Source organism: Blastococcus sp. PRF04-17 (genome assembly GCF_023016265.1).
Lineage (GTDB): Bacteria > Actinomycetota > Actinomycetes > Mycobacteriales > Geodermatophilaceae > Blastococcus_B.
In genome coordinates, this window is sequence record NZ_CP095412.1 from 4,234,344 (window position 1) to 4,256,370 (window position 22,027).

Annotated in this window: 24 protein-coding genes and 2 pseudogenes; 16 read left to right on the plus strand and 10 right to left on the minus strand. The window is 73.8% G+C overall.

Annotated features, from left to right (window positions below):
• Window positions 1-28: 28 nt before the first annotated feature.
• Complete coding sequence (locus tag MVA48_RS24570; protein ID WP_441300215.1) at window positions 29-406, minus strand: IclR family transcriptional regulator domain-containing protein; 378 nt, start codon at window positions 404-406, stop codon at window positions 29-31.
• A pseudogene (locus MVA48_RS24575) lies at window positions 343-891 on the minus strand (IclR family transcriptional regulator); the annotation flags it as partial. The pseudogene MVA48_RS24575 and the gene MVA48_RS24570, both read right to left, overlap by 64 nt.
• Between MVA48_RS24575 and leuC the strand changes: the two are divergent.
• The gene (leuC, locus tag MVA48_RS21520; RefSeq protein ID WP_246983443.1) at window positions 793-2,205 is read left to right on the plus strand and encodes a 3-isopropylmalate dehydratase large subunit; all 1,413 of its coding nucleotides are present in this window, start codon (window positions 793-795) and stop codon (window positions 2,203-2,205) included. The pseudogene MVA48_RS24575 and the gene leuC sit on opposite strands and share 99 nt — an antisense overlap.
• Window positions 2,206-2,210: 5 nt before the next feature.
• Window positions 2,211-2,810 (plus strand): 3-isopropylmalate dehydratase small subunit, encoded by a 600-nt coding sequence (gene leuD / locus MVA48_RS21525; protein ID WP_246983445.1) that lies wholly within the window; start codon window positions 2,211-2,213, stop codon window positions 2,808-2,810.
• On the opposite strand, the gene MVA48_RS21530 is transcribed toward leuD, so the two are convergent.
• From MVA48_RS21530 to MVA48_RS21545, 4 genes are all read right to left on the minus strand, one after another.
• The gene (locus MVA48_RS21530; RefSeq protein WP_246983447.1) at window positions 2,803-3,738 is read right to left on the minus strand and encodes an NUDIX hydrolase; all 936 of its coding nucleotides are present in this window, start codon (window positions 3,736-3,738) and stop codon (window positions 2,803-2,805) included. The two genes, leuD and MVA48_RS21530, sit on opposite strands and share 8 nt — an antisense overlap.
• On the minus strand, window positions 3,722-5,785 hold the full coding sequence (locus MVA48_RS21535) for an RNA degradosome polyphosphate kinase (RefSeq protein WP_246983456.1): 2,064 nt from the start codon (window positions 5,783-5,785) through the stop codon (window positions 3,722-3,724). The genes MVA48_RS21530 and MVA48_RS21535 overlap by 17 nt, the downstream gene beginning before the upstream one ends.
• Window positions 5,786-5,838: 53 nt before the next feature.
• Window positions 5,839-6,015: a hypothetical protein gene (locus MVA48_RS21540; RefSeq protein ID WP_246983458.1), complete on the minus strand. Its 177-nt coding sequence runs from the start codon at window positions 6,013-6,015 to the stop codon at window positions 5,839-5,841.
• Between the two features lie 194 nt (window positions 6,016-6,209).
• The gene (locus MVA48_RS21545) at window positions 6,210-6,458 is read right to left on the minus strand and encodes a hypothetical protein (protein WP_246983460.1); all 249 of its coding nucleotides are present in this window, start codon (window positions 6,456-6,458) and stop codon (window positions 6,210-6,212) included.
• Window positions 6,459-6,696: 238 nt separating this feature from the next.
• On the opposite strand from MVA48_RS21545, the pseudogene MVA48_RS21550 reads away from it, so the two are divergent.
• The 3 genes and pseudogenes from MVA48_RS21550 to MVA48_RS21560 form a co-directional block, all read left to right on the plus strand.
• Window positions 6,697-7,029, plus strand: a pseudogene (locus MVA48_RS21550) (lysophospholipid acyltransferase family protein); the annotation flags it as partial.
• Between the two features lie 343 nt (window positions 7,030-7,372).
• Entirely contained in the window at window positions 7,373-8,368 is a 996-nt protein-coding gene (locus MVA48_RS21555; protein ID WP_246983462.1) for an NAD(P)H-dependent glycerol-3-phosphate dehydrogenase, read from the plus strand.
• A 74-nt stretch (window positions 8,369-8,442) separates the two neighbouring features.
• A complete protein-coding gene (locus MVA48_RS21560) occupies window positions 8,443-9,579 on the plus strand; it encodes a cystathionine gamma-lyase (RefSeq protein WP_246983463.1) in 1,137 nt (378 codons plus the stop codon).
• Here MVA48_RS21560 and MVA48_RS21565 read toward each other — a convergent pair.
• The gene (locus MVA48_RS21565; protein ID WP_246983465.1) at window positions 9,553-10,332 is read right to left on the minus strand and encodes a CDP-alcohol phosphatidyltransferase family protein; all 780 of its coding nucleotides are present in this window, start codon (window positions 10,330-10,332) and stop codon (window positions 9,553-9,555) included. The two genes, MVA48_RS21560 and MVA48_RS21565, sit on opposite strands and share 27 nt — an antisense overlap.
• A gap of 40 nt (window positions 10,333-10,372) precedes the next feature.
• Between MVA48_RS21565 and MVA48_RS21570 the strand changes: the two genes are divergently transcribed.
• Window positions 10,373-11,509, plus strand: coding sequence for a D-alanine--D-alanine ligase family protein (locus MVA48_RS21570; RefSeq protein ID WP_246983467.1), 1,137 nt, complete (start codon window positions 10,373-10,375; stop codon window positions 11,507-11,509).
• Entirely contained in the window at window positions 11,506-12,183 is a 678-nt protein-coding gene (locus tag MVA48_RS21575) for a hypothetical protein (protein ID WP_246983469.1), read from the plus strand. The genes MVA48_RS21570 and MVA48_RS21575 overlap by 4 nt, the downstream gene beginning before the upstream one ends.
• Here MVA48_RS21575 and MVA48_RS21580 read toward each other — a convergent pair.
• Both MVA48_RS21580 and MVA48_RS21585 read right to left on the minus strand, forming a co-directional pair.
• A complete protein-coding gene (locus tag MVA48_RS21580; protein WP_246983472.1) occupies window positions 12,180-12,515 on the minus strand; it encodes a DUF3515 domain-containing protein in 336 nt (111 codons plus the stop codon). The genes MVA48_RS21575 and MVA48_RS21580 overlap by 4 nt on opposite strands.
• 303 nt (window positions 12,516-12,818) lie before the next feature.
• Complete coding sequence (locus tag MVA48_RS21585) at window positions 12,819-13,052, minus strand: Lrp/AsnC ligand binding domain-containing protein (protein WP_135138640.1); 234 nt, start codon at window positions 13,050-13,052, stop codon at window positions 12,819-12,821.
• A 92-nt stretch (window positions 13,053-13,144) separates the two neighbouring features.
• On the opposite strand from MVA48_RS21585, the gene MVA48_RS21590 reads away from it, so the two are divergent.
• The 3 genes from MVA48_RS21590 to MVA48_RS21600 are packed head-to-tail and all read left to right on the plus strand — an operon-like array spanning window position 13,145 to window position 15,322.
• Complete coding sequence (locus MVA48_RS21590; protein ID WP_246983474.1) at window positions 13,145-14,185, plus strand: thiamine-phosphate kinase; 1,041 nt, start codon at window positions 13,145-13,147, stop codon at window positions 14,183-14,185.
• Window positions 14,169-14,699 carry a GNAT family N-acetyltransferase gene (locus tag MVA48_RS21595; protein WP_246983476.1) on the plus strand — a complete coding sequence of 177 codons (531 nt, stop codon included), beginning with the start codon at window positions 14,169-14,171 and terminating at the stop codon, window positions 14,697-14,699. The genes MVA48_RS21590 and MVA48_RS21595 overlap by 17 nt, the downstream gene beginning before the upstream one ends.
• On the plus strand, window positions 14,687-15,322 hold the full coding sequence (locus MVA48_RS21600; RefSeq protein WP_246983478.1) for an AAA family ATPase: 636 nt from the start codon (window positions 14,687-14,689) through the stop codon (window positions 15,320-15,322). Before MVA48_RS21595 ends, MVA48_RS21600 begins: the two co-directional genes overlap by 13 nt.
• A 110-nt stretch (window positions 15,323-15,432) precedes the next feature.
• Here MVA48_RS21600 and rpmB read toward each other — a convergent pair whose 3' ends face one another.
• A complete protein-coding gene (gene rpmB / locus MVA48_RS21605) occupies window positions 15,433-15,624 on the minus strand; it encodes a 50S ribosomal protein L28 (RefSeq protein ID WP_104523111.1) in 192 nt (63 codons plus the stop codon).
• Between the two features lie 170 nt (window positions 15,625-15,794).
• On the opposite strand from rpmB, the gene MVA48_RS21610 reads away from it, so the two are divergent.
• The 6 genes from MVA48_RS21610 (at window position 15,795) to MVA48_RS21635 (ending at window position 22,026) form a co-directional block, all read left to right on the plus strand.
• Window positions 15,795-17,414 carry a DAK2 domain-containing protein gene (locus MVA48_RS21610; RefSeq protein WP_246983486.1) on the plus strand — a complete coding sequence of 540 codons (1,620 nt, stop codon included), beginning with the start codon at window positions 15,795-15,797 and terminating at the stop codon, window positions 17,412-17,414.
• A 9-nt stretch (window positions 17,415-17,423) separates the two neighbouring features.
• Window positions 17,424-19,613, plus strand: a complete 2,190-nt coding sequence (gene recG / locus MVA48_RS21615) for an ATP-dependent DNA helicase RecG (protein ID WP_246983493.1) — start codon at window positions 17,424-17,426, stop codon at window positions 19,611-19,613.
• Entirely contained in the window at window positions 19,610-20,164 is a 555-nt protein-coding gene (rsmD, locus tag MVA48_RS21620; RefSeq protein ID WP_246983495.1) for a 16S rRNA (guanine(966)-N(2))-methyltransferase RsmD, read from the plus strand. The genes recG and rsmD overlap by 4 nt, the downstream gene beginning before the upstream one ends.
• Complete coding sequence (gene coaD, locus MVA48_RS21625; RefSeq protein ID WP_246983505.1) at window positions 20,161-20,649, plus strand: pantetheine-phosphate adenylyltransferase; 489 nt, start codon at window positions 20,161-20,163, stop codon at window positions 20,647-20,649. The genes rsmD and coaD overlap by 4 nt, the downstream gene beginning before the upstream one ends.
• Window positions 20,646-21,302: a hypothetical protein gene (locus MVA48_RS21630; RefSeq protein ID WP_246983513.1), complete on the plus strand. Its 657-nt coding sequence runs from the start codon at window positions 20,646-20,648 to the stop codon at window positions 21,300-21,302. Before coaD ends, MVA48_RS21630 begins: the two co-directional genes overlap by 4 nt.
• Window positions 21,303-21,387: 85 nt before the next feature.
• A complete protein-coding gene (locus tag MVA48_RS21635; RefSeq protein WP_246983515.1) occupies window positions 21,388-22,026 on the plus strand; it encodes a YceD family protein in 639 nt (212 codons plus the stop codon).
• Window position 22,027 lies beyond the last annotated feature (1 nt).

Below are 22,027 nucleotides of genomic sequence, written 5' to 3' on the forward strand. Positions count from 1 at the left end.
TCGCCGGTGCTGGTAGGGAGGGAAGGCCTCAGCGGGCCGCGCGCGATATCGCGGCGGCCGCGTCGAGGACGGCCCCGATGATCTCCGGGCTGGGACGGCGGCCGAGCCGCTCCACCGGACCGGAGATCGACACCGCACCGAGCACCGCGCCGGAGCCGTCGCGGACGGGCGCGGACAGTGAGGCGACGCCCGGCTCGCGCTCGGCGACGCTGTGCGCCCAGCCGCGGCGGCGGACCTCGAGCAGCGTCCGCGCGGTGAAGCTGGCCGCCGGCAGCAGGCGGGTGACCTCCTCGGCGGCGTGAAGGCCAGCAGCGCGTGGGCGGCCGACCCGGCGGTCATCGGCAGCCGGGCGCCCACCGGCACGGTGTCCCGCAGGCCGCTCGTCCGCTCGGCGGCCGCGACGCAGACACGCGTGGCACCGTCGCGCACGTAGAACTGCGCGCTCTCCCCGCTCGCGTCGCGCAGCGCGACGAGGTGCCGTGCGGCGAGGTCGGCGATGTCGGCGCCGCTGCGGCTGAGTTCGCCGAGCGCGGGCCCGGGCGCCCAGGCGCCCTCCGCCGTCCGACGGACCAGCCGGTGGCCCTCGAGCGCCACGGCCAGCCGGTGCGCGGTCGCCCGGGGCAGGCCGGTCCGAGCGACCAGCTCGGCGAGCGTGGCCGGCTCGTCGGCGACGGCCCGCAGGATCGTGACCGCTTTGTCCAGAACCGCGACCGGGTTAGGCTGTCCCACACAGCAATACTTGCATCCCACTGGCTGAGAACACCACTGAGATGCCCGGTGAGAGGACGAACCGTGCCGAAGACCCTGGCGGAGAAGGTCTACGACGCCCACGTGGTGCGCAGCACCGCGGGTGAGCCCGACCTGCTCTACATCGACCTGCACCTCGTGCACGAGGTGACGAGCCCCCAGGCGTTCGACGGTCTGCGCGCCGCCGGTCGTACGGTGCGCCGTCCCGACCTCACGATGGCGACCGAGGACCACAACGTCCCGACGCTGGACATCCTGAAGCCGATCGCCGACCCGGTCAGCCGTGCCCAGGTCGAGGCGCTGCGCACGAACGCCGCGGAGTTCGGCATCCGGCTGGCCCCGATGGGCGACCGCGACCAGGGCATCGTGCACGTGATCGGCCCGCAGTTGGGGCTGACGCAGCCGGGCATGACGATCGTCTGCGGAGACAGCCACACCTCGACCCACGGCGCGTTCGGCGCGCTGGCCTTCGGCATCGGCACCAGCGAGGTGGAGCACGTGCTGGCCACCCAGACGCTGCCCCAGTACCGGCCGAAGCAGATGGCCGTCACGGTCGACGGGGAGCTGCCCGAGGGCGTGTCGGCGAAGGACGTCATCCTGGCCGTCATCGCGAAGATCGGCACCAACGGCGCCGCGGGGCACGTCATCGAGTACCGCGGCAGCGCCATCGAGGCGCTGTCCATGGAGGCGCGGATGACGATCTGCAACATGTCGATCGAGGCCGGCGCCCGCGCCGGCCTGATCGCCCCCGACCGGACGACCTTCGACTTCCTGCGGGGCCGCCCGCACGCCCCGCAGGGTGCCGACTGGGACGCCGCGGTCGAGTACTGGTCCACCCTGCGCACCGACGAGGGCGCCTCGTTCGACACCGAGGTCGTCCTCGACGCCGCGGAGCTCAGCCCCTTCGTCACCTGGGGCACGAACCCCGGCCAGGGCCTGCCGCTCACCGAGCGGGTGCCCGACCCGGCCGACTTCGCCGACGAGAACGAGCGCCGCGCCGCCGAGCAGGCGCTGGCCTACATGGGCCTCGAGCCCGGGACGCCGTTGCGCGAGATCAAGGTGGACACCGTCTTCCTCGGCTCCTGCACGAACGGCCGGATCGAGGACCTGCGCGTCGCGGCGGAGCTGCTGCGCGGCAAGCACGTCGACCCCGACACCCGGATGCTCGTCGTCCCCGGGTCGGTGGGCGTGAAGCTGCAGGCCGAGCAGGAGGGCCTGGACAAGGTCTTCGTCGAGGCGGGCGCCGAGTGGCGCGGCGCCGGGTGCTCGATGTGCCTGGGCATGAACCCCGACCAGCTCCAGCCGGGCGAGCGCTCGGCGTCCACCAGCAACCGCAACTTCCAGGGCCGGCAGGGCAAGGGCGGGCGCACCCACCTGGTGTCGCCGTCCGTGGCCGCCGCGACGGCGCTCACCGGCCGCCTGACCGCCCCCGCCGACCTCGAGATGGCTGGAGTCTGAACCCGATGGACGCCTTCACCACGCACACCGGCACCGCTGCGCCCCTGCGCCGCAGCGCCGTCGACACCGACCAGATCATCCCGGCCGAGTACCTCAAGCGGATCACCCGCACCGGTTTCGAGGACGGCCTGTTCGTCGCCTGGCGGAAGAACGAGCCGGACTTCGTGCTCAACCAGCCGCAGTACGCCGCCGCCTCGATCCTCGTGGCCGGTCCCGACTTCGGCACCGGCTCGTCGCGCGAGCACGCGGTCTGGGCGCTGATGGACGGCGGCTTCCGCGCGGTGATCAGCTCGCGGTTCGCCGACATCTTCAAGAACAACTCGACGAAGGCCGGCCTGCTGACCGTCGTCCTCCCGCAGGCGGACGTCGAGGCGCTGTGGGCCGCCATCGAGGCCGACCCGACCACGCAGGTGACCGTCGACCTCCAGGCCAAGCAGGTGACCTACGGCGGGACCACGGTTGCGTTCGACATCGACGACTACACCCGGTGGCGGCTGCTCGAGGGTCTGGACGACGTGGGCCTCACCGAGCGCAACGTCGCCGACATCGAGGCCTTCGAGGCGAAGCGGCCGTCCTGGTTGCCGCGGGCGCTCCCGGTCAGGTGAGCACGGGGTCCACGTCGCGGTAGTAGTCCGCGCTCAGCGACCCCGGCTCGCCACCCAGCACCCACACGCTGCCCTTGGCCGCCGGCGGGTGCATCCGGATGCCCTCGTACCGGACGCCGAGGGCCATCAGCGCCGCCGGGATCGCGCCACCCTGGCTGCAGACCACCGTCACGCCGGGCGTGGTCCGCGGCTGGAGCAGCTTCTCCAGCACCGACACACCCGCCTCCGGGTCGGCGGCGAACTCCTCCTCGCCGAGCTCGGGCAGCGGCTGGACGTCCAGTCCGAGCCGCTCGGCCAGCGGCGCCACGGTCTCCTCGCAGCGGGTGCGGCGCGCGGAGAGGACGGCGGTCGGCGCGAGGACGGGCAGCACCTCGGCCATCCGCTGCGCCTGGCGCAGGCCCTTCGCGTCGAGGGGGCGCAGGTCGTCGGGGCCCTCCCACTCCGACCGGCTGCCCGCCCGGCCGTGGCGGACGAGCACCAACGTCGGCATGAGCGGGACGTCGGTGCGCGCCAGGTCGTCGAGGACGGCGCGGTCGTGGGCGTGGCTGCACAGGTCGGCGGCCTCGGCGGGGGGCAGCCACCGCAACTCGTCGACCTCGTCGTTGGCCGCGAACGACCCGCCCGCCCACTGGCCCGTCCAGTAGTCGACCTCCTTGGCCGCCGGTCGGCCGTCGGGGAGGTGCACCTCGTAGCGGGTCCGCACGCTGCGCCGTCCCAGGACGACGGCCAGCCCGGTCTCCTCCGCGACCTCGCGCCGGGCGGTCTGCAGGAGGTGCTCCCCGGCCTCCGGCTTGCCCTTCGGCAGCGACCAGTCGTCGTACTTCGGGCGGTGCACCACCGCCGTCTCCAGCCCACCTGCCTCGGTGTGCCGCCACACGGCGCAGCCGGCGGCCCGGATCATCGGGCCCGGCTCAGTCAGCGTGCTCACCGACCCGGCGCAGCAGCTCGCCCTGGTAGTCACGCTCGCCGCTCCGGCTCCACCGGCCGTCCCCGCCCAGCTGCCAGCACGTGATGTCCGGGGCCATGGCCGCGTCGAAGATCCGCGACAGCTCCCGGCTGGCGCTCTCGTCGCACACCCGCAGGAGCACCTCGACCCGGCGGTCGAGGTTGCGGTGCATGAGGTCCGCGCTGCCCAGCCACCACTCGGGCTCGCCGTCGTTGGCGAACGACATGATCCGCGAGTGCTCGAGGAAGCGGCCCACCACCGACCGGACCCGGATGGTCTCCGACAGCCCCGGGACACCAGGCCGCAGCGCGCAGATCCCTCGGATGAACAGCTCCACGGGGACGCCGGCCAGCGACGCCTCGTAGAGCGCGTCGATGATCCGCTCGTCCACCAGTGAGTTCAGCTTGAACCGGATGCCGGAGCTGCGGCCGTCGGCGGCGTTGCGGGCCTCGCGGCGGATCTTCTCGATCAACCCGGCGCGGATGCCGTGCGGGGCGACCATGAGCATCCGGTAGTTCGTCTGCCTCGAGTACCCGGTGAGCGTGTTGAACAGGTCGGTGAGGTCCGCGCCCACCCGCGGGTCGGCGGTGAGGATCCCGAGGTCCTCGTAGATGCGCGCGGTCTTCGGGTTGTAGTTGCCCGTGCCGATGTGGCAGTACCGGCGCAGCACCCCGTGCTCCCGGCGCACCACCAGGGCCGTCTTGCAGTGCGTCTTCAGGCCGACCAGGCCGTACACCACGTGGCAGCCGGCACGCTCCAGCGAGCGGGCCCACTCGATGTTGGCCTCCTCGTCGAACCGCGCCTTGATCTCGACGAGGACGACGACCTGCTTGCCGGCCTCGGCGGCGTCGATGAGCGCGTTGACGATCGGGGAGTCCCCGGAGGTGCGGTAGAGCGTCTGCTTGATCGCCAGCACGTTCGGGTCGACCGCGGCCTGCTCGATGAACCGCTGCACGCTGGTCGCGAACGAGTGGTACGGGTGGTGGACCAGCACGTCGCCCTCGCGCAGGGTGGCGAAGACGCTCTTCGGGGTCTCGCCCTCCGACAGCCGCGGGTGGGTGGCGGGCACGAACGGCTCGTCCTTGAGCTCGGGCCGGTCCACGTCGTAGAGGGCCATCAGCGACGCCAGGTCCAGCAGGCCGGGCACGTGGAGCACGTCCTCGGGCTGCATCTCCATCTCCGACAGCAGCACCTCGAGGATCTGCGGATCCATCGACCCCGTGACCTCGAGCCGGACGGCCGGCCCGAACCGGCGCCGCGCCAGTTCGCGTTCCAGCGCCTGCAGCAGGTCCTCGTCGCGGTCCTCCTCCACCTCCAGGTCGGCGTTGCGGGTCACCCGGAACAGGTGGTGGGAGACGACGTCGAGACCCGGGAAGAGCTGGGGCAGGTGCGCGGCGATGAGGTCCTCGAGCGGCAGGAAGGTCGCCTGCCCGGCGACGTCCTGCGCCCCGGCCGCCCCGACGGTGACGAACCGCGGCACGTTGTTGGGCACCTTGACCCGGGCGAAGTGCGCCAGGCCGGTGTCCGGGTCGCGCACGGAGACGGCCAGGTTGAGCGAGAGCCCGCTGATGTAGGGGAACGGGTGCGCCGGGTCGACGGCCAGTGGTGTGAGGACGGGGAAGACCTGGTCGCGGAAGTACTCGCGCAGCCGGCGCGCGTCGTCGTCGGCCAGTTCCTCCCAGTGCAGGATCCGGATGCCGCAGTCCTCCAGCCGCGGCGCGACGTCCTTGATGAACACGTCGGCGTGCCGGTGCACGAGGTCCTGGGTGCGTTCGGTGATCAGGGTCAGCTGCTCGCGGATGGTGAGCCCGTCGGGGGAGCGGACGGTGAGCCCCGTGCTCTGCCGGCGCTTGAGGCCCGCGATGCGCACCATGTAGAACTCGTCGAGGTTGCTCGCGAAGATCGACAGGAACTTCACGCGCTCGAGCAGCGGCAGTGTCTCGTCCTCGGCGAGCTCGAGGACGCGCGCGTTGAAGTCCAGCCAGGACAGTTCGCGGTTCAGGAACCGGTCGCCTGGCAGCTGGGACATGCGGGACGAAGGCACGGGGCCATCGTGCCGTACCCGGGTGAACGGTGAGTGGCTCAGCGAGCGACCCGCAGGCCCTGCGCCACGGCCGTCGTGCGGGGACCGGCGCCGAGGGCGATCGCGGCGCGGAGGTCGTCCTCGGTGTCGACGTCGCGTGCCAACCCCGGCCAGTCGCCGGCCAGTGCCGCGGCACCGCTGGCGAGGTGCGCCGCGGCCGACCCCGCCCCGAACATCGGCCGCAGCTCCGTGCCGACCGCGGCCAGCAATGTCGTCCCGCTGCCGGCGGCGTCGGCGACGAACGCCCGGCCGCCGCCGACCGCGCGGAGTGCGGCGGCCAGCTCCGCCGACCGCAGCGCCGGGAGGTCGGAGGAGAGCGCCGCGACGGCGGACGTGCCGGCCTCCCGGGCGCCGTGCGCGAGGGCCGGGTTCAGCCCCCGTCGGGCGTGTCGGCGACGGTGCGGGCACCGAGCGACCGCACCAGGTCTGCCGCCACCGGCTCGTCGGTGACGACGACGACCTCCGCGACGGCCGGGCAGTCGAGGGCCGCGGCGACGGTGTCGGCCAGCAGTGCCAGGACCAGCGCCGCGTGCTCCTCGCTCGTGCGCGTCGCCGGCCGCAGCCGCGTCTTGGCGACGGCGAGCCGCTTCGCCGGGACGACGACCGACCAGCTGCGCACCCTCCCATGTCAGCACATCGGGGGAAGGGCGCGGCGCGGGGAGGGGACCCGGTGCGGGATGACAGGGTGGTCGGGGTCGATCATGGGCAGGATCACAACGACGAGGGGAGGTGGGCCAGTGACGCAGCAGACGTCCAGCGGGAGGACCCTGCGCCGTCCGTCCAAGTGGCGCACTCGCGGCCGGCTCACCTACGGGATGGTCGCGGCGATCGTCGTCATCTACCCCGTCTCGGCGCTGATGTTCCGGCTGCGCTACCGGCACGGGGACCGCATCCCGCCGACCGGACCGGTGCTGCTGGTGGCCAATCACGTCTCGGTGCTCGATCCGCTGGCCTGCGCGCGGCTGGTCTTCGACAACGGCCGGCTCCCGCACTTCCTGGCCAAGCAGTCGGTCTTCAAGGGGTACGCCGGCACGCTGCTGCGCAGTGCCGGGCAGATCCCGGTGGCCCGCTTCTCCGCCGACGCGCACGAGGCCCTGGCGGCGGCCAAGGCCGACCTCGACGCGGGCAACGTCGTGGTCATCTATCCGGAGGGTTCGGTCACCCGCGATCCGGACTGGTGGCCCATGCAGGCGCGCACGGGCGTCGCCCGCCTGGCGCTGACCACCGACGCCGTCGTCCTCCCCGTGGCCCAGTGGGGCCCGCAGGAGGTGCACGACTACCACCGCAAGAAGCTGCGGCTGCGATTCCGCGCCCCGGCCGAGTACCTGGTCGGCGAGCCCGTCGACCTGTCCGCCGTGCGGGCCGAGGTCCGCGCCGGGCGGGCTCTGTCCGCCGAGCTGCTCCGGGAGACGACCGACGTGATCATGGTGCGCGTGCGCGAGCAGCTGGCCGAGATCCGGGGCCTGCCGGCCCCCTGGCCTTCCATCCGCGGCCCGGGCGGGAGCTGCCCGGTGACCTGTCCGGGAGCGCCGCGTGACGCGCGCCGCGGTCCTGGGGGCCGGCTCCTGGGGGACGACGTTCGCGAAGGTCCTGGCCGACGCCGGCTGCGACGTGACGCTGCACGCGCGGCGGCCCGAGCTGGCCAAGGCCATCACCGAGGACGGCGAGAACAGGGACTACCTGCCGGGAGTCCGGCTGCCCGAGGCGCTGCACGCGACCGCCGACGCCGGCGAGGCGCTGCTCGACGCCGAGATCGTGGTGCTGGCCGTGCCGTCGCAGTCGCTGCGCGAGAACCTCACCGGGTGGACCCCGCTGCTGCCCGGCGACGCGACGCTGCTCTCGCTGATGAAGGGCATCGAGCTCGGCACCACGAAGCGCATGAGCGAGGTCATCTGCGAGGTGACCGGCGCGCGACCGGAACGGGTCGCGGCGCTGTCGGGACCCAACCTCGCCCGCGAGATCGCCGAGGAACAGCCGGCGGCCACGGTCATCGCCTGCTCGGACAGCGGCCGGGCCGCCACGCTGCAGGCGGCCTGCCACACGCCGTACTTCCGGCCCTACACGAACCCCGACATCGTCGGCTGCGAGCTCGGCGGCGCGATCAAGAACGTGATCGCGCTGGCCTGCGGCATCGCGGAGGGACTCGGGTTCGGTGACAACACGCGGGCCTCGCTGATCACCCGCGGGCTGGCCGAGACCGCGCGCCTCGGCATGGTGCTCGGCGCGGAGCTGACCACGTTCGCGGGCCTGGCGGGCATGGGCGACCTGGTCGCCACCTGCAGCTCGCCGCTGTCCCGGAACCGCACCTTCGGGGAGAAGCTGGGCCAGGGCATGTCGGTCGAGGAGGTGCAGCAGAGCACCCGGCAGACCGCCGAGGGCGTCAAGAGCTGCCGCTCGGTGCTGGACCTGGCCCGCGCGCACGACGTCTACGTGCCGCTCACCGAGGCCGTGGTCCGGGTCTGCCACGAGGGCGAGGCGCCCGCGCAGATGGTGAAGGAGATCATGTCCCGCGAGGCGAAGCCGGAGTGAGCGGACAGGGACGTGAGCATCGCAGCGAGGAACGAGCGAGGAGCGGAGCGTCCCGCGGGAGTGAACCAGAGGCAGTGACGCCGGCGGCCTGGGGGGACGGCACCCGGTCGGTGCGGGCGGGGGAGACCTCCGCCGTCCCCGGCGCCCCGCTGCGGCCCTCCCCGGTGTTCGCCGCACCGTTCCACCTCGGCGACCAGCCGCCGCGGGCGGGCGGCGCCGACGCGTATGCACGCACCGAGCAGCCCACCCTCCGCGACTTCGAGGCGGCCGTCGGCGAACTCGACGGCGGCCGGTGCCTGTCCTTCTCGACCGGCATGGCGGCGCTGACCGCGGCCGTGCTCGCCTGCGCGGGCTCCGGCGACTCCGTCGTCCTGCCCTCGGACGGCTACTACACGACGCGCCTGCTCGCGGCCGAGGAGCTGGTGCGGTTCGGCATCCGGGTCACTTACGTCGCGACGCCGGAGGTGGCCTCCTTCGCCGCCGACGGCGGGCTGGACGGCGTCCGCCTCGTCCTCCTCGAGACGCCGAGCAATCCGCAGCTCGACGTCTGCGACATCGCGGCAGTCGCCCGGGCCGCCCGGGCCGCGGGCGCGCTCGTCGCCGTCGACAACACCACCGCGACCCCCCTCGGCCAGCGCCCGCTCGCCCTGGGCGCCCACATGACCGTCGGCAGCGACACCAAGGCGCTCACCGGGCACAGCGACCTGCTGCTGGGCCACGTGACCACCGCGGACGACGACCTGCTCGCCCGGCTCAGGGGCTTCCGCGACCGCACCGGGAGCACCCCGGGGCCGTTCGAGGCGTGGCTCGGCCACCGGTCCATGAGCACTCTCGACCTCCGGCTGGCCCGCCAGGCGGCGACCGCCGCGGCGGTCGCCGAGGTGCTGGCCGGATCGCCGGCGGTCACCGGCGTGCGGTGGCCGTGGCGGGCGCAGGACCCGTCGTTCCCGCTGGCCTCGCGGCAGATGCTGCGGCCCAACGGGGTGGTGTCGGCGGAGCTGGCCGACGAGGCCGCGGTGGCCGAGCTGCTCGCGCGTACCCGGCTCTGGACGGCGGCGACGAGCTTCGGTGGCGTGCACAGCACGATCGACCGCCGGGCGCAGTGGGGCGGCGACGACGTGCCGCCCGGCTTCATCCGGCTCTCGTGCGGTATCGAGGACACCGCCGACCTGGTCGGCGACCTGTCAGTCGCCCTGGCTGCCCTGGAGTGAGCGGGCCGCACGCCGCGCGCCGGCGCCGCGGGCGGTCATCCAGAAACTCAGCCCCCAGTAGTAGACGACGTAGGACAGGGAGACCGCGACCAGCCACGGGGCCGGATCGGGCAGCTGGACGACCAGCACCGCGTAGGTCACCAGCCAGACGAGGGTGAAGGCGAGGGTCAGGCCCCGCAGAGCCCGCATCCGCGACGGGTAGAGGTAGCGGATCGGCACGAAGACGAGCACCGCGAAGACCAGCAGCGCCACCGCGGTCACCGCTTCGCTGGTGTCGAGCACGATCACGTAGAAGGCGACCACGTTCCAGTAGCTCGGGAAACCCAGGAAGAAGTGGTCCGAGGTCTTCGCGTCCACCCGGCAGAACTGGTAGCAGGAAGCCAGCAGCGGAACCGCCGCCAGCGCCCAGCCGGCCGCGCCGTCGGGCAGGTGGCCCGTGGTCCACAGCAGCACGATCGGCGCGAAGACGTAGGTCAGGTAGTCGACGATGTTGTCGAGCAGGGCGCCGTCGAACCAGGGGATCGTCTCCTTGACCCGGAAGTGACGGGCCAGCATGCCGTCGGTGCCGTCGATGAAGAGCGTGGCCAGACCGAGCCACAGCGCCGTCTCGACCGCGCCCTCGATGGCGGCGAGCACGGTCAGCAGGCCCAGGACCGAGCCGCTGGCCGTGTAGAGGTGCACCGCGGCCCCGGCGAGGCGGAAGGCCGGCGAGAACACCTCGGGGGCCGCCCGCGTTCCGCCGTCCGTCCGCACGCGAAGAGGTTGTCACACCGGCTCGACTAGGGTCGGCTCGATGAGCGGAACCGGGGGCAAGGTGCGCGTCGCAGTGGTGTTCGGGGGCCGCAGCGCCGAGCACGCCATCTCCTGCGTCTCCGCGGGGAGCGTGATCTCCGCGCTCGATCCCGACCGCTACGACGTCGTCAGAGTGGGCATCACCCCCGACGGGCGGTGGGTGCTCGCCGACCCCGGCCAGCGCCTGGCCATCAGCGGCGGAGAGCTGCCCGAGGTCGCCGGCGGAACGGCGGTGTCGCTCGTCGGCGACCCGGCCGGCCGGGGCCTGGCCGTCCTCGAGCCGGGCGCGGCCATCGGGCCCGCGCTGACCGAGGTGGACGTCGTCTTCCCGGTCCTGCACGGTGCCTACGGCGAGGACGGCACGATCCAGGGCCTGCTGGAGATGGCGGGCCTGCCCTACGTGGGGTCCGGTGTGTTCGCCAGCGCGGCCTCGATGGACAAGGAGTTCACCAAGAAGCTGCTGGCCGCGGCCGGGCTGCCCCAGGGCGACCACGTGGTGCTGCGGGATGCCGCAGGTGCGGTGTGCGCCGACCCCTCGCTGCTGGACGAGGCGGCCCGCGAGCGGCTGGGCCTGCCCGTGTTCGTGAAGCCCTCCCGCGCCGGCTCGAGCATCGGCATCACCAAGGTGACCGACTGGTCGCAGTTCCCCGAGGCGGTGGCCACCGCCGCCGCCGTCGACCCGAAGGTCGTCGTGGAGGCGTCGGTCCCCGGCCGGGAGATCGAGTGCGGGGTCCTGGCGGCCCGCGGCGGGGGACCGCCCGACGCGAGCCTGCCGGCCGAGATCCGGCTGCGCCCGGGGGTCGACTGGTACGACTTCTCGGCCAAGTACCTCGACGACTCGGTCGACTTCGACGTGCCCGCCGACCTGACCCCCGAGCAGACGGCGGCCGTGCAGGAGGCCTCCCGCCGGGCCTACCTGGCGCTGGACTGCCGTGGCCTGGCCCGCGTCGACTTCTTCCTCGGCACGGGGCCGGACGGCAACGACCGGCTGGTGATCAACGAGGTGAACACCATGCCGGGGTTCACCCCCATCTCGATGTTCCCGCGCATGTGGGCGGCGTCGGGGGTCGGTTACGCCGAGCTCGTGGACCGGCTGGTCGCCAGCGCCCTGGACGGCGGCCCGCGGACCGCTCGGTGACCTCCGGGCGGCTGCCCCGGCGGCGTGGTCGCGCCGCCCTGGTCGCCGTGGTGGCCGCCGCGTTGCCGGTGGCGCTCCTCGTCGGAGGGTGCGGCCGCTCGGTGGACGGCGAGCCGCACGCCAGGCCGACCGAGGACGCGCTGAGGGGACCGGAGGACCTCGAGGCGCTCATCGTCACGGAGGTGCCCTCCGGCCTGCCGCGGCTGGCCGACGACGAACTCGATCCGCCCGCCGGCCCGAAGCGCGTGGAGGACGTCGCGGAGTACGCCGACGACCCCGCGCGCGAGCGGGAGGTCCTCCAGGAGTTCGGCTACCGCTACGGATGGGAGCGGTTCTGGGGCGCCGGGGCGGGGCCGGTCACCGGCGTCTTCGTGGACCTGTTCGAGACGCGGGCCGGTGCCGGGGCCTACGTCGAGGACCTCGCGCGCAACGAGGCCGAGCAGTACAGCGGCATGCTGTGGGAGGACCCGCCCGGCCTTCCCGGGAACTGCCGCCTCCTGACCGTGGACGAGGCCGCACCGGACTCGGACCTGAGTGGTCCGGCCGCCTTCGCGTGGTGCGGACACGGGGACTTCAGCGTCTCGGTGACCTCGATCGCCGACTCGATCGGCGCCGCCGAGCAGGAGGTCCGACTGGTGCTCGAGGAGCAACTGGGCCTGCTGCCGCGGCGCTAGGACCCGGGGGTGGGCTCGCGATAGGGCAGCGCCTCGGCGATCTCGGCGGCGAGCTGGGTCACCGGGGCGCTGTCCACCGACGCCGGCAGCGACATCTCGAGGTAGACCGCCCGGTCGACCGCCGTCCAGACGGTCGTGTCCGGATCGCTGGTGTCCACGTACCACTGGACGCCCTCGATCTGGATGAGTCCGACCCCCGCGACGAACCCGGCCGGCCGGTCGACCCCGCAGACCAGCACGATCGGCGGGTCGCCCCAGGCATAGGCGAACAGCGAGTCCGATCGCACGGGGCGCGACTGCTCTCCGGCGAGCTCGAGGGGGAGCAGCCGCATCAACGCGGGGCAGTTCGCTTCGGCTTCGGGCGTGACCGCCGGGACCTCGACGGGCAGCGGCGGGAGGTCGGCGCGCGGGCCGGACCCGCCGGCCTCGACGTCGGCCGGATCGCTGTGGCCCGTGTGATCGGTCGCCCCCCGTCGTCGCCGACGACGTTGACCAGCACCGCGAGGACGACGACCAGCGGCACCAGGACGGCCGCGGCGATGATCGAGATCCGCCGCAGCGGGTCGTCTGATCGCCCGACCGGTGGGGGGGCGGGGTCCGCCGTCTCGCGGGTCGTGTCGTCGCTCAGGGGGTGCTCAGATGTTGACGACCGGGCACGTCAGCGTGCGGGTGATGCCGTCGACCGACTGCACGCGCGCGACGACCAGCCGGCCGAGCTCGTCGATCGTCTCGGCCTCGGCACGGACGATGACGTCGTAGGGGCCGGTGACGTCCTCGGCCTTGGCCACGCCGTCGATCTCGCTGATGGTCGCGGCTACCTGGGCGGCCTTGCCGACCTCGGTCTGGATCAGGATGTAGGCGTGGACCACGGGAGACCTTTCCTCGGGCAGCACTGCCGGTACGTCGTCCCCGCCGGGTGGCGGTCAGTTCGGCAACCTACCGCAGCAACGGAGTGTGACCGGTGACGCGCCCCCGTCCGCTGGTCCCGCGCGGCGATGCCGCGGACACCGTGAAGGTGGTCGGCGAGTTCGGCGTGATCGGCCGCGTGCTGGCGAAGGCCGGCTCCGCGCGGGTCACCGACGTGGGTCCCGGGGACGACGCGGCGGTGCTGCGCACCCCGGACGGGCGGGTGGTCGCGACCACCGACGTCCTGGTCGAGGGACGGCACTTCCGCCGGGACTGGTCCTCGCCCGAGGACATCGGCCACAAGGCCGCGGCCGCCAACCTCGCCGACGTCGCGGCGATGGGCGGTGTCGCGACGGCGCTGCTGGTCGGTCTCGCCTGCCCGCCGTCGACGCAGACCGCGTGGCTGGAGGGGGTCGCCGCCGGACTCGCGGCCGAGTGCGCACCGCTCGGCGCCGCCGTCGTCGGTGGCGACCTGGTGGCCTCGGCCGCGGACAGCGCCTCCGTGGTGCTGTCGGTGACGGCGCTGGGGGACCTCGGTGGGCGGGCCCCCGTGCTCCGCTCCGGAGCCCGCCCCGGCGACGTGGTGGCGCTGGCCGGACGTCTGGGCTGGGCGGCGTGCGGACTCGCCGTGCTGCGGCGCGGGTTCAGCAGTCCGATCGCAGTGGTGTCGGCGCACCGTCGTCCCTCTCCGCCGTACGCGGCAGGGCCTGGAGCGGCGGAGGCCGGTGCGACGGCGATGTGCGACGTCAGTGACGGCCTGCTGGCCGACCTGGGGCACGTCGCGGCCGACAGCCGGGTCGTGGTCGACCTCGACCGGACCGCGCTCGTGCGGAGCTGCCTCGAACCCGTGGGCCCGCTGCACCAGGTCGCCTCCGCACTGGGCGTCGACCCGCTGTCCTGGGTGCTCACGGGCGGGGAGGACCACGCCCTCGTCGCCACCTTCCCGAAGCGGGTCCCCCTGCCCGTCGGCTGGACCCCGGTCGGGGAGGTCCGCTCGGGCGGGAAGAATCCGGGGGTGCTGGTGAGCGGCGAGCCTGCTGCCGACGTCGTGCGGGCGATCGGGGCGGAGAGGTCGGGACATGTCCACTTCGGCTGAGCGGACGGCAGCGATGAGCGGCGGCGGGGTGGCCAGGCTGCGGCCGCTGCCCTATGACGACCCGCTGGCGCAGCACCTCGTCGCGCAGGTGCAGCAGGAGTACGTCACCCGCTACGGCGGCCCCGACGAGGCTGTCGTCGATCCGGCGGAGTTCCGGCCACCGTCCGGGATCTTCCTGGTGGCCGAGGTCGACGGCGTCCCCGCCGGGTGCGGGGCCTGGCGCGCCCTGCCGACCGGTGAGGCGGAGATCAAGCGCGTCTACGTGGCGCCGGCATTCCGCCGCCGCGGACTGGCCGCGCTGATCGTCGCGGCGCTGGAGGACGGCGCGGCGGCCGCGGGCCATGCGTCGGTGATCCTCAACACCGGCGACCAGCAACCCGAGGCGATCGCGCTGTACGAACGGCTCGGATACCGATCGGTGCCGGGGTACGGCATCTACGCGTGCTCGCCGGGCGCGGTCTTCCTGGGCAAGGAACTGGCGCTCGGCGACGAGGAGCCACCGTGGGCGTCGTGACCTTCTCGGCGGCCTACGGCGCGGCGGGCGCGGAGGTGGCACCGGCCGTGGCCGAACGGCTCGGTCTGCCCTTCCACGACCGCGCCATCCCGGCACAGGTCGCCGGGCGGCTCGGCGTCCCGGTCGCCGAGGCGGAGGCCAACGACGAGACCGTCGTGCGCGGACTCTGGCGGCTGGTCGCGTCACTGGGCACCATGCCCGACCCGGTCGGAGGGGTGCTCCCGACGTCGCCGCTGCCCGACGCCCGCGCCTACCGCCAGCAGACCGAGCGGTTGCTGGAGGAGATCGCGGCCGGCCCCGGCGGAGTGGTGCTCGGCCGGGCCGGGGCGCTGGTGCTCAAGGACCGGCCCGACGTCCTGCACGTGCGCTTGGACGGCCCCCGGGAGGCCCGGCTCCAGTCGGCGGTCCTGCGGTCGGGCCGCCCGGTCGAGGAGATCCGCCGCGAGATGGAGGTCAACGACCGGACGCGCGAGGCCTACGTCCGCCACTTCTACCGGTGCGATCCCGCGGCGGCCAGGCACTACCACCTGGTCGTGGACAGCACGGCGATCCCGGTGGATGCCGTGGTCGACCTCGTCGTCACGGCGGCGCGAGCTCGGGGGATCGGCGCGGGCGGGCATTGAACCGGGCGGTGCCACGACGCAGCGCGTTCCGGCATCGCCTGGTTCAACCCTCCGCAAACGAAGAACCCCGGCGGCACAGGCCACCGGGGTTCTGCTGCGTCACGCCTCGATCAGGCGCGCACGACCTTGCCCGCGCGGATGCACGAGGTGCACGCGTTGATCCGGCGACGGTTGCCGGGGGCGATCAGCGCCCGCACGGACTGGATGTTCGGGTTCCAACGGCGCGGCGTGCGGCGGTGCGAGTGCGACACCGACATACCGAAACCGGGGCCCTTGCCACAGACATCGCAGTTGGCAGCCACGGTTGATCACTCCCAGGGATTCGTTCATACGGGCGGGGCGAAGGCGCACCCGCGTCAAGACCGTCCAGCAGTCTAACCGTTCCCGCACCGGAACGTCGCCGCGGCCCTGGAACGCCCGCGACCGCCCGACGACGACCGGCCTTGTCGCCGGCCATGGGTACCCTCCGCCCGTGCTGCAGGCGCTGGACGAAGCCGCGGTCGGTCAGTGGTACCGGGCCGTGGTCGCCGTCCTGTCCGAGTCCAGCAGCCAACTCGACGACCTCAACGTCTTCCCGGTGCCCGACGGCGACACGGGGACGAACCTGCTGCTCACCGCCCAGGCCGCCGTCGCCGCTCTCGAACGCGAGGGGCCGCGGACCACCGAGTCGGCCTGGTCGGTGCTCGCCCGCGGCGCGGTCCTCGGTGCCCGCGGCAACTCGGGCACGATCCTCGCGCAGCTGCTCCGCGGCCTCGCCGACCACCTCGCCGGCCAGGCACCGGCCGACGGCCCGACCTTCGCCGCCGCGCTGCAGAAGGCCGCCGACACGGCGTACACCGCGGTGGCCGACCCCGAGGAGGGGACGTTCCTCACGGTCGCTCGCGCGGGCGCCGAAGCGGCCGTCGCGTCGGTCGACGGCGGGCGCACCGACCTGGCCGATGTCGTCCGCGCGGCCGCCGACGGCGCCCGGGTCGCCCTGGACGCGACACCGGAACAACTGGCGGCACTCCGCGACGCCGGCGTCGTCGACGCCGGTGGCGCGGGTCTGTGCCTGGTGCTGGACGCCCTGGTGAGCACGGTCACCGGAGTCGAACCCGCCCGCCCGCCACTCGCGCCCCGCGACCACTCCACCGGGCACGGCCACCGGCACCCGGCCGACCATCGACCGCACCAACCGCCGGCGGGCCCCGGGAGCGAGGTCCAGTACCTCCTCGCCGACACCGACGAGAGCGCGGTCGCGCGGCTCCACGAGCGCCTGGCTGCCCTGGGCGACAGCCTCGTCGTCGTCGGCGTCGACACCCCGACCGGGCGGGAGTGGAACGTCCACGTCCACGTCACCGACGTGGGCGCCGCCATCGAAGCCGGCATCGAGGCCGGTCGGCCGTACCGGATCTCGGTCACGCCGCTGGCACCTGTCCTCCCGCCGGCGCCGGTCCCGGGCAGCCGCGCCGTCGTCGCGGTGGCTCCGAGCGACGGCCTCGCCCAGTTGTTCGCCGGAGAGGGCGTCCGCGTCGTCGCGGTGAGCCCCGACGGCGTGACGGAGGAGGCGATCCTCGACGAGATCATCGCCTCGGCGGCGCACGAGGTCGTCGTCCTCCCGAACGACGCGGAACTCACCCCCACGGCCAACCGCGCCGCGGCGCGCGCCCGCGAGGCCGGCCGCGACGTCGGCGTCGTCCCCACCCGGTCCCCGGTGCAGGGGCTGGCCGCCATCGCCGTGGCCGACCCCGCCCGCCGCTTCGGCGACGACGTGATCGCGATGGCCGAGGCGGCCGCAGCCACCCGGTGGGCCGAGGTGACGGTCGCCGAGCAGGAGGCACTCACCTCCGCCGGCCGCTGCCAGCAGGGCGACGCCCTGGGGTCGGCCGAGGGCGACGTCGTCGTCATCGGCGATGACCTCGGAGCCGTCGCCTGCGAGCTCCTCGACCGGCTGCTCTCGGCCGGCGGCGAGATGGCGACCCTCGTGGTGGGCCCCGACGACGACCTGGGGGACCGGGTGTGCCGTCACCTGTCGACGGCACACCCGACCATCGAGGTGATCCGCTACGGCGGTGGCCCGAGCGGCGTCCCGCTCCAGGTGGGGGTGGAGTGAGGTGACGCCGTGGCGGTGACCCTCGAGACCCCGCTGGCCCGTGTGCTCGGCGCCCGGACCGCGAAGGGCATGGCCGAGTCGCTCAACCTGCACACGGTGCGCCACCTGCTCCGGCACTACCCGCGGCGCTATGCCCGCCGTGGCGAGATGGCCCGCCTCGACGACCTCCAGCAGGGCGACCGCGTCACGATCCTGGCCCAGGTGAGGAACGTGAGCAGCCGCCGCATGCGCCAGCGGCACGGCACGATCACCGAGGTCACCGTGGGCGACGGCGCCGGCTCGATGAAGCTGGTCTTCTTCAACCACAAGCACGCCCGCCTCGAGCCGGGCGTCTGGGGCCTGTTCGCCGGAACGGTCGGCAAGTACCAGGGGCAGCTCCAGTTCACCCACCCCGACATGCACCTCCTCACGGGCGGCGACGACAGCGACGACGACTGGGCGCGCGAGATGGTGCCGATCTACCCGGCGACCAAGGACGTCTCCAGCTGGGTGATCCAGAAATCGGTGAAGCTGCTGCTCGGTGCATCGGGCGGCCTGAGCGAACTGGTCGAGGACCCGCTCCCCGAGGAGATGCGCACCCGCCATGGCCTGCCCTGGCTGCACGCGGCGCTGCTCGACATCCACCGGCCGACCTCGCCCGAGGACGTCGAACGCGCCCGCCACCGGCTCAAGTGGGACGAGGCGCTGATCCTCCAGCTGACCCTGGCCGCCCGCCGTCGCGCCGCCGCCCTGGAGCCCGGCACCGCCCGGCCGCGCCGGCCCGGCGGCCTCCTCGACGCGGTCGACGCGGCGCTGCCGTTCGAGCTCACGGAGGGCCAGCGCGCCGTGGGGGAGGAGCTCGCCGCCGAGCTCGACCGCGACCAGCCCATGCACCGCCTGCTCCAGGGGGAGGTCGGCTCCGGCAAGACGGTCGTCGCCCTGAGGGCCATGGCCCAGGTCGTGGACGCAGGAGGCCAGGCCGCGCTGCTCGCCCCGACGGAGGTCCTGGCGGCGCAGCACGCCCGCGGTATCCGCCAGCTCCTCGGCCCGCTCGGGCGGGCCGGAGAGCTCGACGGCGACCCGGACGGCACGCGGGTCACGCTGCTCACCGGGTCCCTCAAGGCAGCTGCCCGGCGGGCCGCCCTCGCCGAGGTCGCCGACGGCAGCGCCGGCATCGTCATCGGCACGCACGCCCTCCTCCAGGAGACCGTCGCCTTCGCCGACCTCGGCCTGGTGGTCATCGACGAGCAGCACCGCTTCGGTGTCGAGCAGCGCGACGCGCTCCGCGCGAAGGGCAGCCGGCCGCCGCACGTCCTCGTCATGACGGCGACGCCCATCCCCCGCACCGTCGCGATGACCGTGTACGGCGACCTGGAGATCTCCACGCTGCGCCAGCTGCCCAGCGGGCGCGGCGGCGTGGCCAGCTCCGTCGTGCCCATCCAGGACAAGCCGGCCTGGCTCGATCGCGCCTGGGCGCGGCTGCGCGAGGAGGTCGCCGCCGGCCGCCAGGCCTACGTCGTGTGCCCGCGGATCGGTGACGAGACCGGGCCGGACGACGAGCCCGAGGACGCCGACGGCGCGCCGGACGACCGCGGTGCCGACCGCCGGCCGCCGCTGGCCGTCCTCGATGTCGCGGAGATGCTGCGCGCGGGCCCCCTCGCCGGGCTGCGGCTCGACCTCCTGCACGGCCGCATGACGCCGGAGGAGAAGGACGCCGCCATGCAGGCGTTCGCCGCGGGGGAGACCGACGTCCTCGTCGCCACGACCGTCGTCGAGGTCGGTGTCGACGTCCCCAACGCGACAGTCATGGTCGTCATGGACGCCGACCGGTTCGGCGTGAGCCAGCTGCACCAGCTGCGCGGTCGCGTCGCTCGTGGCAGGCACCAGGGACTGTGCCTGCTGGTCACCGAGGTGTCGCTGGCGTCGTCCACGGGGCAGCGGCTCGCCGCGGTGGCCGCGACCTCCGACGGTTTCGAGCTGGCCCGCCTCGACCTCGAGACCCGGCGCGAGGGTGACATCCTCGGTGCGGCCCAGTCCGGCCGCAGGTCCGGGGTCCGGATGCTGTCCCTCCTCGAGGACGAGCAGCTCATCGCCGCGGCGCGCGCCGAGGCGACCGCCCTGCTCGACACCGAGCGCGGGCTCGCCGACCACCCCGGGCTGGCCGCGGAGGTGGCCGCTCTCGCGACCGACGACCGCGCGGAGTGGCTGGAGAAGGCATGACCCGGGTCATCTCCGGCGTCGCGGGCGGGCGTCGGCTGAAGGTGCCTCGGTCCGGCGTCCGCCCCACCGGCGACCGGGCGCGCGAGGCGCTGTTCAACGCGCTGGGTCATCTGCTCGAGGTGCGGGGCGCGGCCGTCCTCGATCTGTACGCGGGCTCCGGCGCGCTCGGCATCGAGGCGCTCTCCCGCGGCGCGGAGCAGGCGGTCTTCGTCGAGTCGGCGCCCGCCGTCCTCGCGGTCCTGCGGGAGAACCTCGCCGCGATCGGCCTCCCCGGCGGGCGGGTCGTCGCGGGTTCCGTGCCCACGGTCGTCGCGGGCGCTGCCCCGCACCGGTTCGACCTCGTGCTCGCCGACCCGCCGTACGCGACGACCGCGACGGAGGTGGTGACCGTGCTCGAGCGGCTCGCCTCGAACGGGTGGCTCGGTCCGGGCGCCGTCGTGGTCGTGGAGCGGTCCAGCAGGGACGAACCCTTCGAGTGGCCGACACCCCTGGCCGGTCTGCGCGACCGGCGATACGGGGAGGCCCTGCTCCGGTACGGTCAGTCCCCGTGAGGCGTGCCGTCTGCCCCGGGTCCTTCGATCCGGTCACCAACGGTCATGTCGACGTCATCAACCGGGCGGCCGGGCTCTACGACGAGCTCGTCGTCGCGGTGCTGGTGAACCCGGGCAAGGCCGGCCTGTTCAGCGTGGACGAGCGCATGGAGCTGCTCCGGGACGCCGTCGCCGAGCTGCCCAACGTCACCGTCGACAGCTTCGAGGGGCTCCTCGTCGACTACTGCCGCAGCCACCAGCTCCCGGTGATCGTCAAGGGGCTGCGCGCGGTCAGCGACTTCGAGTACGAGCTGCAGATGGCGCAGATGAATCGCGAGCTCGCCGGCGTCGAGACTCTGTTCGTGCCGACCGCGCCGCAGGTGGGGCACCTCTCGTCGAGTCTGGTCAAGCAGATCGCGAACTTCGGCGGCGACGTCTCCCGGCTGGTCCCGAAGGCGGTCAACGACCGCCTGGTCGAACGCGCCGGACGGGAGCGCCGGCCGTGACCGAGGTCGTCTACCGGCTCTACGAGACCGTCGACGAGCTCACGACCGTCATCGAGAACGCCCGCAGCGTGCCGATGTCCAGCTCCTGCATGGTGCCGCGGGACCACCTCCTCGACCTCCTCGACGACCTCCGCGAGTCCCTTCCCGAGGACGTGCGGGCCGCCGGGGCGATCGTCGAGCAGCGCACCGAGATCCTGCAGCAGGCGCAGGCCGAGGCCGAGCGGCTCACCGGCCGCACCCGCGGCGAGAGCGAGCAACTGCTGAGCGCCGCCCGTCGCCAGCGCGAGGAGCTGCTCGGCACCGCCCGCCGCCAGCGCGACGAGCTGCTCGCCCAGGCGCAGGTCGAGGCAGAGCAGCTGCTCGCCGACGCCGAGGCCGAGGCCGACCGGATCATCGCTGAGGGGCAGGCCCACCGGGAGGCGCTCATCGCCGATGCCGTGGCCGAGCACGAGCGTCTGATCACCGAGACCGAGGTCTACCGCAGCGCCGTCGCCCGGGCCGACGAGCTCGGCGCCCAGACGGCGGCGGACGTCGCCCGCATGCGGGCCGAGGTCGACCAGTACGTGGACAGCCGGCTGGCCGACTTCGGCACGACGCTCGAGCGCATGCTGACCTCCGTGGAGAAGGCCCGGACGACGCTTCGGGAGCCCTGAGCGCGATCGGGTAGTCTGGGCGTCCGGTCCGACCGTCGGGTGATCCCGGTCGGCCGTCCTCCCGCTGCCTACCGCGAGTACCGACATGTCTGCTGCTGCTCCGCACCGCTCCGGCGCTGCGTCCCCGGGCTCTCCGCCCGTCCAGGACCGGCGTCCCGCAGCCAACCCCTGGAAGGTCGACCTGCGCGAGCTCGGTCGCCGCGCCGGGTCGCTCCAGGAGCTGGACCGGACGGCGCCGGCGCCGGCCGACTGGCGGGTCGAGCTGATCGGCGTACCCGAGGGGGCGGGCGTGCACATGGTCTTCCGGCTCGAGTCGGTCATGGAAGGCGTTCTCGTCTCCGGCGAGATCGAGGTCCCCGTGGCCGGTTCCTGCGCCCGCTGCCTCGAGCCGGTCGAGGACTCGCTCGCCCTCGACGTCCAGGAGCTCTTCGCCTACCCCGGCAGCACGACCGAGACGACCAGCGAGGAGGACGAGGTCCGCCACATCGAGGGCGACTTCCTCGACCTGGAGCCGCTGGCCCGCGACACCATCGTGCTGAACCTGCCGCTCGCGCCCGTGTGCAGCGACGACTGCCAGGGCCTGTGCGCCGACTGCGGTCAGCGCCTCGACGACCTCCCGGCCGACCACACGCACGAGGTGGTCGACCCCCGCTGGGCCGGTCTGGCCCAGAGATTCACTTCCTCGTCGGGCATCCCCGACGAGCAGACCCACAAGGAGAACTGAC

Bases quoted from the DNA above. Each gene is read 5' to 3' on its own strand.
- leuD (WP_246983445.1), top strand. From the start codon at position 2,211: ATGGACGCCTTCACCACGCACACCGGCACCGCTGCGCCCCTGCGCCGC.
- MVA48_RS21535 (WP_246983456.1), bottom strand. From the start codon at position 5,785: ATGTCCCAGCTGCCAGGCGACCGGTTCCTGAACCGCGAACTGTCCTGG.
- MVA48_RS21540 (WP_246983458.1), bottom strand. From the start codon at position 6,015: ATGTTCGGGGCGGGGTCGGCCGCGGCGCACCTCGCCAGCGGTGCCGCG.
- MVA48_RS21570 (WP_246983467.1), top strand. From the start codon at position 10,373: ATGAGCGGAACCGGGGGCAAGGTGCGCGTCGCAGTGGTGTTCGGGGGC.
- MVA48_RS21580 (WP_246983472.1), bottom strand. From the start codon at position 12,515: ATGCGGCTGCTCCCCCTCGAGCTCGCCGGAGAGCAGTCGCGCCCCGTG.
- MVA48_RS21595 (WP_246983476.1), top strand. From the start codon at position 14,169: ATGTCCACTTCGGCTGAGCGGACGGCAGCGATGAGCGGCGGCGGGGTG.
- rsmD (WP_246983495.1), top strand. From the start codon at position 19,610: ATGACCCGGGTCATCTCCGGCGTCGCGGGCGGGCGTCGGCTGAAGGTG.
- MVA48_RS21635 (WP_246983515.1), top strand. From the start codon at position 21,388: ATGTCTGCTGCTGCTCCGCACCGCTCCGGCGCTGCGTCCCCGGGCTCT.